General features: G+C 40.5%; 5 protein-coding genes and 2 pseudogenes. 5 read left to right on the top strand and 2 right to left on the bottom strand.

Features of this window, described 5'->3' with window-relative positions:
- The first annotated feature begins 121 nt into the window (after nt 1-121).
- The 5 genes and pseudogenes from GVY04_16655 (at nt 122) to GVY04_16635 (ending at nt 6,145) form a co-directional block, all read left to right on the top strand.
- A pseudogene (locus GVY04_16655) lies at nt 122-376 on the top strand (Uma2 family endonuclease).
- 186 nt (nt 377-562) lie between these two features.
- Complete coding sequence (locus GVY04_16650; protein ID NBD17697.1) at nt 563-880, top strand: 2Fe-2S iron-sulfur cluster binding domain-containing protein; 318 nt, start codon at nt 563-565, stop codon at nt 878-880.
- 55 nt (nt 881-935) lie between these two features.
- Entirely contained in the window at nt 936-2,585 is a 1,650-nt protein-coding gene (locus GVY04_16645; GenBank protein ID NBD17696.1) for a peptide ABC transporter substrate-binding protein, read from the top strand.
- A gap of 1,083 nt (nt 2,586-3,668) precedes the next feature.
- Complete coding sequence (locus tag GVY04_16640) at nt 3,669-4,892, top strand: glycosyltransferase (GenBank protein ID NBD17695.1); 1,224 nt, start codon at nt 3,669-3,671, stop codon at nt 4,890-4,892.
- 29 nt (nt 4,893-4,921) lie between these two features.
- Nucleotides 4,922-6,145, top strand: a complete 1,224-nt coding sequence (locus tag GVY04_16635) for a glycosyltransferase (GenBank protein ID NBD17694.1) — start codon at nt 4,922-4,924, stop codon at nt 6,143-6,145.
- Between the two features lie 355 nt (nt 6,146-6,500).
- Here the strand turns inward: GVY04_16635 and GVY04_16630 are convergent.
- Both GVY04_16630 and GVY04_16625 read right to left on the bottom strand, forming a co-directional pair.
- Nucleotides 6,501-7,882, bottom strand: a pseudogene (locus GVY04_16630) (IS5 family transposase).
- A gap of 108 nt (nt 7,883-7,990) precedes the next feature.
- Nucleotides 7,991-8,178 (bottom strand): IS4/IS5 family transposase (locus GVY04_16625; protein ID NBD17693.1); only part of this gene is annotated, 188 nt, incomplete at its 5' end.

Genomic DNA, 8,178 nt, shown 5'->3' with positions numbered 1-8,178 from the left:
TGGAGGCACGGGATTGTTTTGTAGGTTAAGTGTGAACAAGAAGTACGTTCAGCTTAACTTATTTGGCGACTCAGGGCTACTAAAAGCCACCACCTCGCGGTAGCAGGTGGTGGTAGTTTACGGTTCTCCCGACTTAGGGATTGAAATTCTTTCTCCCGGCAATACCGTTGAAGGAATGCACAAAAAAATCGTCGAATATTTTGAAAATGACACCCGCTTGGTTTGGGTGATTCATCCTGAAGAAAAGTTTGTTTTGGTCTACCATTCTCCTGAACCGGATCAATTTCTACGCTCAGGAGATACATTGGATGGAGAAGATATTCTTCCAGGCTTTAGTTTCAATGTGGAACAATTGTTTGCAGAGTGGGATTTTTAAAGAAACCTGCTAATTATAGAATTTTCTCTATATTTTTTGATTTGGATTAAGGCATCAATAACAATCGATTTAGCATTTTCGTCATAGCAATCATCGATTCCTCCCCCAAAAGCCCCTTAAGTTTGCTAAAATCAAACACGCATAAACTTGTTAAAGCAGTGGCGACTGGGCGTTAATCATTAATTTATGGCAAATACCTACACTGTCGAAATCCATCACCAAGGTCAAACTCATACCATTACCGTTCCTGAAGACAAAACAATTCTTGAAACCGCCCATAATGAAGGCATTGATCTCCCAAGTTCCTGTACTGCTGGGGTTTGCACGACCTGCGCCGGACTGATCCTAGAAGGAAAAGTGGATCAAACCGATGGTATGGGAGTTTCCCCAGAATTACAAGAAAAAGGCTATGCGTTGTTATGTGTGGCTTATCCCCGTTCTGACTTAAAGATTGAGTCAGAAAAAGAAGATGAAGTCTATACCCAACAGTTTCAACAACCTTAGTTAATTAAATTGTAGGGTGTTTCCCGAATGCACCCTACTGGTAAGGGAAAGAGCAATGATTAATCGCGCTGTATTTCAATTCTCTCGACAGTGGAAGCAAGTTGCTAAGTTTATCAGCTTGTTTGGCTTATGTCTTCTTCTCATTATCGGCTGTAATAATCAACAACAGACCTCACCCCCCGAAGATACTTCAGAGAATAGCAATCGGGTAAGGATTGGGACGACTCTAAAGCCTCGCACCCTTGATCCGGCTGATAGCTATGAACTGGCTGGCTTAGGACTGATCTATAATCTCAGTGATCGCCTTTACACCTATGAGTTAGGAGCAACCAATTTAGAGCCTCAGTTGGCAACTGAAATGCCCACTGTTAGTGAGGATGGACTCACTTATACAATTCCGTTGCGCCAAGGGGTAACCTTTCATGATGGAACGCCATTTAATGGCGAAGCAATGCAATTTTCCTTACAACGGTTTATTGAAAACGGCGGTAAACCCTCTTTTCTACTAGCAGATATTATCGAAAATATTCAAGCAACGGGAGAATATGAACTCACGATTACCCTGAAACAACCCTTTGCTGCTTTTCCGTCATTACTGGCTTTTCCGGGGGCGTGTGCTGTTTCTCCAGAGGCTTATCAAATTGGTGCTGGTGAATTTTTACCCAATGAGTTTGTGGGAACTGGACGTTACCAATTAACCGAATTTACCAGCGACACGGTACGGCTTGATCCCTTTACTGATTATTGGGGTGACCAGCCCACTAATGAAGGAGTGGATATGCAGATTTATGCCAGTAATCCGGCAAATCTGTTTAATGCTTTTCGTACTGGTGGCGTTGATGTTGCCTATCAATCCTTTGATCCTAATCAAATTAAAAGTTTAAGAAATTCTGCCAGTGACGGGAAATGGCAGGAAATTGCTTCTTCTGGGACAGCGGTCAATTATTTAATGCTGAATACCCAAGCGGAAGCGGTGAATCAGGGGGAAGTGCGGCGCGCGATCGCGCTAATGATGGATCGCTCATTACTTAATGAACGAGTCTTACAAGGGCAAGCCGAACCGATTTACAGTCTTATTCCTACTTCTTTTGCTGCTTATGAACCTACCTTTCAAACGGAACAGGGAAATGCCGATTTTGAGGCAGCGAAACAAAAACTGCAAGCAGCAGGGTATTCTCCAACCAATCCTGTGACCCTAGAAGTTTGGCATCCTTCAGGGTCAACCATTCGCTCATTAGTTGCTAGCACTCTCAGTGCAATGGCAGAACAAGAATTAGACGGGATTCTGAACATTGAACCGCGAACCGTGGAATCAGCTTCCTTTTTTAGTAACATCAGCAAAGGGATTTATCCGGCGGCTTTAATTGACTGGTATCCGGATTTTCTCGATGCCGATAATTACATCCATCCCTTTTTATCTTGTAGCCAAGGGAGTGCAGAAAACGGCTGTCAAGAAGGAGGGGCAAAAACTCAAGGCTCATTTTATTACAACGAGCGGATGAATGAACTGATTGATCAACAGCGGCGATCGCGCGATCCAGAACGACGGCGAGAAATTTTCGTAGAAATCCAAGAGATTCTTGCCCAGGATGTGCCTTATGTTCCCCTTTGGCAAACCATTGATTATGCCTTTGCCCAGAATAATATCCAAGGGGTAACCATTAACCCCAGTCAAAATTTTCCTTTTTGGACGATTGAAAAATAACTCCCAACTGAATCTTAGTGAGAGCACTGTTGGTGAATCAAACATTAAGTTATTTCAGCGCATGTTCTTCCAGCCAGTGATTATATGAAATCCTTAAATGTTTGCTACAGATAGAGCATCTAATATAAAATCCTATCCGGTGACAGAAGCAACCACCGAAGGGGTTAAATTTGATAGAACTTGAGCCAGTTTTTTCCTCAGCAAATTATTCCTGTTTCCAGACCGTGGTAAAAATCGTTATTGGTAGAAAGCCAATATTCAGATCTTTAAAAAAGCACGAAAAAATTTAACATGGACGACTCTCGATTAAATATTTTGATTTAAATCATAATTTAATTGCTTTTTAAAAGTTTTTATATTTAATTGAAATCACAAATAAAAAATAATTACTTAAATATTTATATCTAAGTAGACAATTCTATTTTTTTAGTGTAATATGTTGTTTGACTAGATCAATTAATTGATTAATAGCTCTTACCAAATAAGAAAGCTACTCTGACCAGCAAAAACTGAAGATTAATCTATCCAAAGGCGATGACCAGATCATCGAGAGCCAATTGAGAAGAACACCAAGAGTGCACTCAAATTGCTCGCTAGCTAAATGGAAGAGGTATATCTTATAAGATCTAAGTCAACATACGTTTATGATATTTAAGTAGCAAAAAATACAGAATATATTCACTGACAAGTCTTGTATAATTCAATTTTAAGTTTTTTACATTCGGAAATGAAAATCTAATTCTATTTTTATCTGAAAGGTGTGATATTTTTTTATAATTTAACAGGGTGTTTATAAATTCCTGATATCAAACAAAGTAATGTCAATCGCTTAATAGGACGTTTTCAAAGTTACTTTGAGCGAAAAAAATCACTCAGTATAATTTGTGAAGAGCAAAATACACATTACTGAGAGAACAGTCGGGAGTAACGTTTACGCCAGCAATTTCATTTACATCCCATTAACCCAAAGTATACTCAATATTAAATTGTTTGGGGCTTGCAACAAAGCGCTTAGTTTGGCTCAAAGTTTTAAGATTACAAATAAATTAATAATAGAAGCACTTTCCAACTCAAGGGGCAAATATGAAAAAGCCTTCACTAACTATTTTTTACCAGTTTGATCCCTGGCATTCCTCAATTGGAGGAATTCAAATGGTGGTACGAAACTTTATTAAATTTGCACCTCCTGAGTTGACGCTGCGACTGGTTGGTGTGGAGGCAACTTCTAATGGAGCTGTTGGCCAATGGCAATCTCGTGAATTGGCAGGACGTCCAGTTGAATTTTTCCCTCTATTCAGGATCTTAGATGATGATCGTCGCCAGTTAATTCCCACTTCACTGCGCTATGCATTAAGCCTGTGGGGAAAAGATTTCACCTCAGATTTTATGCATTTTCACCGCCTGGAATCTGCCCTTTTTGCTAAAGGTGGGGGAGGTCATAGAACGCTGTTTGTACATAATGACATTCATCAACAAATGCGCTCCAGTGATACTAAGGGCATTCTGTGGCGACGGTTTCCACAGGTTTACTTTGCATTTGAGCGACAGCTTATGCCCCGGTTTGATCGGATACTGTCTTGTAATTCAGAATCGACACAGCTCTACCAAAAACAATATCCAAAGCTGGCTCAACGTATTTCTTTTGTTCGTAATAGCTTTGACGGGGAGGTTTTTTATCACCTTTCGGTAACAGAGCGTGACCAAAAACGACAGCAACAAGCGATACGGATGGGACTTGCAGAAGACACACGTTTTCTTCTCTTTGCGGGAAGGCTTCACCCACAGAAAGATCCGTTATTGCTTTTGGAGGCTTTCTCCTTGCTGTCCGATCCCCGAGCCCATCTTTTGGTTGCCGGAAAGGGAGAACTTGCTGCCACTATGGTTGAAAAAGCAGAGGAATTGGGGATAGCGAAACGAGTCACTTTTTTAGGAACAGTGCATCATCAAAAACTAGCCAATTTTCATCGATTAGCTAGTTTACTAGTGCTAACGAGTGCCTATGAAGGCTTACCCTTGGTTGTTTTGGAAGCACTAGCTTGTGGGACTCCTGTGGTAACAACGCAAACGGGTGAAACCCCCCGTTTACTTAGACAAGAGTGTGGCATTATCTGTCGCGATCGCGCTCCCGACAAAATTGCTAAAGCCATCGATACAGTCTTGCAATTCCCAGAGCGCTTTCCCTCTGAAGCCTGTATTCAAAATGCGATTCCCTATAGCGCCAAGAGGGTTATCGAAGAAGTTTATGCTGATATGCTGCAACATTGGCAATTCCTTCCCACTCATCCCCGACAAGCCGCCACACATTAATAAAAAATCTTTAAATTCAATTTAATCTTATGAAAATTGCTGTCATTGGTTCTAAGGGGCTACCCCCGCGTCAGGGAGGAATAGAGCACCACTGTGCCGAGATTTATCACCGTATTGCTGCCAAAGGTCATGAAGTCACAGTTTTTGCCCGTTCTTCTTATATTAATTGGCTTTTCAATGTCCCCTTTTTTCACAAAGATGTTCGGATCTCTACTCTCGGCTCTGTTCCCCGATTAGGGTTTAATAGTGCTTTTTTTTATAAAGATGTGCAGATCGCTAGTCTTCCCTCTGTTCCCTTACGAGGAATAGATGCACTCGTGAATTCCGGATTAGCTGCAACGATTGCTAGTTTGCGACAATTTGACATTATCCATTTTCATGCTTTAGGCCCTGCTATATTTAGCTGGCTTCCCCGTTTAGTCAACTCCAAGGCAAAGGTTGTCGTAACCTGCCATGGAATAGACTGGCAGCGCGCGAAATGGGGAAAACTCTCTACTCATTTAATTAAATTCGGCGAAAAAGCGACGGTAAGATATGCCCATGAAATTGGTGTTGTGTCAGAGGATTTAGGTACTTACTTTCAAAAGAAATACAACCGTCAAACCACATATATCAGCAACGCTCCCTCTCACTATTCACAATCTGATCCAGCGTTTCCCTTTGGAAAGAGTCAGGGACTAGCACCAGGACGTTATTTGCTGTTTTTAGGACGACTCGTTCCAGAAAAGCAGCCTGATTTATTAATTCGAGCATTTCAGAAACTTCTACCCATCGATTGGAAATTGGTTTTTGTCGGCGGTATTAGCGACACCTGGGATTACTATATGCAACTCCGGCGGTTGAGTAATCTCAATCCTAATATTCTTTTTATGGGAGAGCTTCAGGGTGAGCGTTTGGCTGAAATTGTTAGAGGTGCGGGTTTATTTATCTTACCTTCAAAAATTGAAGGACTGCCGCTAGCCCTGTTAGAAGCGATGCAGGAAGGAATTCCTGTGCTGGCTAGTGATCTTCCTGTGCATCGTCAACTTTTGGGGAGTAACCGAGGGGTGCTCTTTAAAGAAGGCAACGTTGATCATTGTGCCCAAACTCTAGATTGGGCGATCCAAAACCCTACCTTAATGCAACAAATGGCAAACCGAGCAACAGAGTATGTGCAGCAACATCACAACTGGGATTCTATAGCGGAAAATTGGTTAGCGCTTTATGAGAAATTAATAGGAGTCTCTTCCTTCGTTAAAAGTCCTATCCCTTAGTGATGTATTTTGGATCAATCTTAGGACCAGCCCTTTCAAGGTGTTGATTTTGCTGCCTTATTTTGGACTAAAATTTTAGCAGTAGAAATATGAGGTCGCTTAACAGGACGAGTTCGTTTCCTTTGTCGTCTGGTCTTTTTCGGCCCACGTGGGTGAGACTGAAGAGTCTCTAAATTAGGGCTTGCTGAAAAAGTCGCGATCGATTGACCCTTCGAGTCAATTACAGCAAAAGAGAAATAACACATCAGGTGAGAGCATTATTTTAATAAATAAAACTTATTTTAATTTCATTTCGTATAAATTTTAGTAAAGCTAAAAGGAATTTTTGCCAAAATAGATTAAAAAGAAGATAAGACACCCTTGTCAACAGCGTGTTTAAATTCATCACTAAAAAAGTAAGAGCAATTGCTGTTTCCGAACTAGAAGGTAATTTCATCATCACCTGATTTAAACTAAATCTTCTCTTTCCTTGACCAAATTTCCCCTCGATTTCATTTCTAATTCTTTCATCTAATCGGGCTTGTTTCTTTTCTTCTAAGCTGACTTTTTTGGGTGGTCTTCCTAAACGAGGACCGCTAATTCTAATTCCTCTTGCCTTACACCAAGCTCGATTTTCCTGTGTTCGATAAATTTGGTCAACATGAACCGATTCCGGGTAAAATCCTGTATAAGCTCTAAAGGCTTCGACTTGAGCTTTAAAGTCTTTTGATTCGTTGTAATTATCCCAACTTAAATGATCTAAAAAGACATACCCATCAAAACAACTAGCAGAAAGTTTGGCACCAAACTCTACCGCTTGTCCAGCTTTTCCTCTCACAATTGGACGCACGTGGGGTTGGCTTACACTAACAATCCGATCATCAATTCTTCTTTGATTGTTCTCAAACATTATTCCTTGCTGACGAGCTACTTCCTGAACGACTAACAAACGTTTATACTGTCTTTTGCTGAGAAGAGTTAGAGAACTCCCTTGAACAATCAACTTTTCAATGTGTGAGAGATTTCTTTTCAGATATTGAAGTTGTTTTTTAATAGCTTGGCGACGCTTCTTAATTCAAGGTTTTCTCTGTTTCGCGATCGTTAAATAATCCTTTCTCGCTTTTTGACGGTAGGTTCTTGGCTTCTTTTTGATTATTCCTTGAAGCGGTTGGTATAGGAGATCAATAATTTTCTCCGTTTCCTGTCTTACTTCATTCAGCAAACCTAAGTCTTGAGGATATTTGATGTCAGCAGGAGCACAGGTAGCATCCAAGAGTAATTTTCCGCAATTTTTTCTCGGTTCATTTTCTTCTATTTCTTCTTTTTTTTTACGCTTGAATTTGAGGATTCTTTCTCGCGCTCTCTTTCCACCACCCGATAATTGATTTGATTGATTAATTTTTGATTAATCCTTTGTCTAAAATGAACAAGCATTGAAGCATCGAAGGGAGCTTCTTCTTGATAGGACTCTAAACCAATAAAGTACTGCAAATAAGGGTTTTCCTTGATTTGTTCTACGGTTTCTCTATCACTAATTCCCAATTTTTCTTTAATGATCAAAGACCCCAAAGCCATTCTAAATAATTTAGCTGGGGCTCCCTTTTCTGTGGAAAAAAGTTCGGCATATTCTTGTTCAAACTCCTCCCAAGGAATCAACTCCGCTAAAATCACCCATCGGTTGTTATTTGACAGCTGCCCTTGAAAGGGGAGATCAAAATCATCTGCGGAGCTTGATATCGAAAGGGTTTTTCGATACATGTGGTTTCTCCGTTTTGAGGAAGGTGCAAGGGTTTTTCCCGATTTTACCCTAAATTCAGTTCCCCATTGTGCTTTGATTGTTTCTCTATTCCTTCTCGGCTCTACACTTCAGCTTAATTCAGCAAGCCCTAAATTAATGCGATTGGCTAAATCTAGAAGAAGTTTACTAAACTCTATCAGACCCATTGATGCGAAAATTTCCCATTCTTGAGGTGGAATAGCGATCATCATGCCACGATAGGTTGCGCTAATTTCATCGATGAGATAGAAACTCGAAACTTCTTGTTCAATTTTTT

The organism is Cyanobacteria bacterium GSL.Bin1 (assembly GCA_009909085.1).
Classification (GTDB): Bacteria; Cyanobacteriota; Cyanobacteriia; order Cyanobacteriales; family Rubidibacteraceae; genus Halothece.
This window is presented reverse-complemented; position numbering and strand designations above follow the sequence as displayed.

What these genes read in the sequence shown, in the direction of transcription:
- GVY04_16650 (NBD17697.1), top strand. Translation starts at nt 563, where the DNA reads ATGGCAAATACCTACACTGTCGAAATCCATCACCAAGGTCAAACTCAT.
- GVY04_16645 (NBD17696.1), top strand. Translation starts at nt 936, where the DNA reads ATGATTAATCGCGCTGTATTTCAATTCTCTCGACAGTGGAAGCAAGTT.
- GVY04_16640 (NBD17695.1), top strand. Translation starts at nt 3,669, where the DNA reads ATGAAAAAGCCTTCACTAACTATTTTTTACCAGTTTGATCCCTGGCAT.
- GVY04_16635 (NBD17694.1), top strand. Translation starts at nt 4,922, where the DNA reads ATGAAAATTGCTGTCATTGGTTCTAAGGGGCTACCCCCGCGTCAGGGA.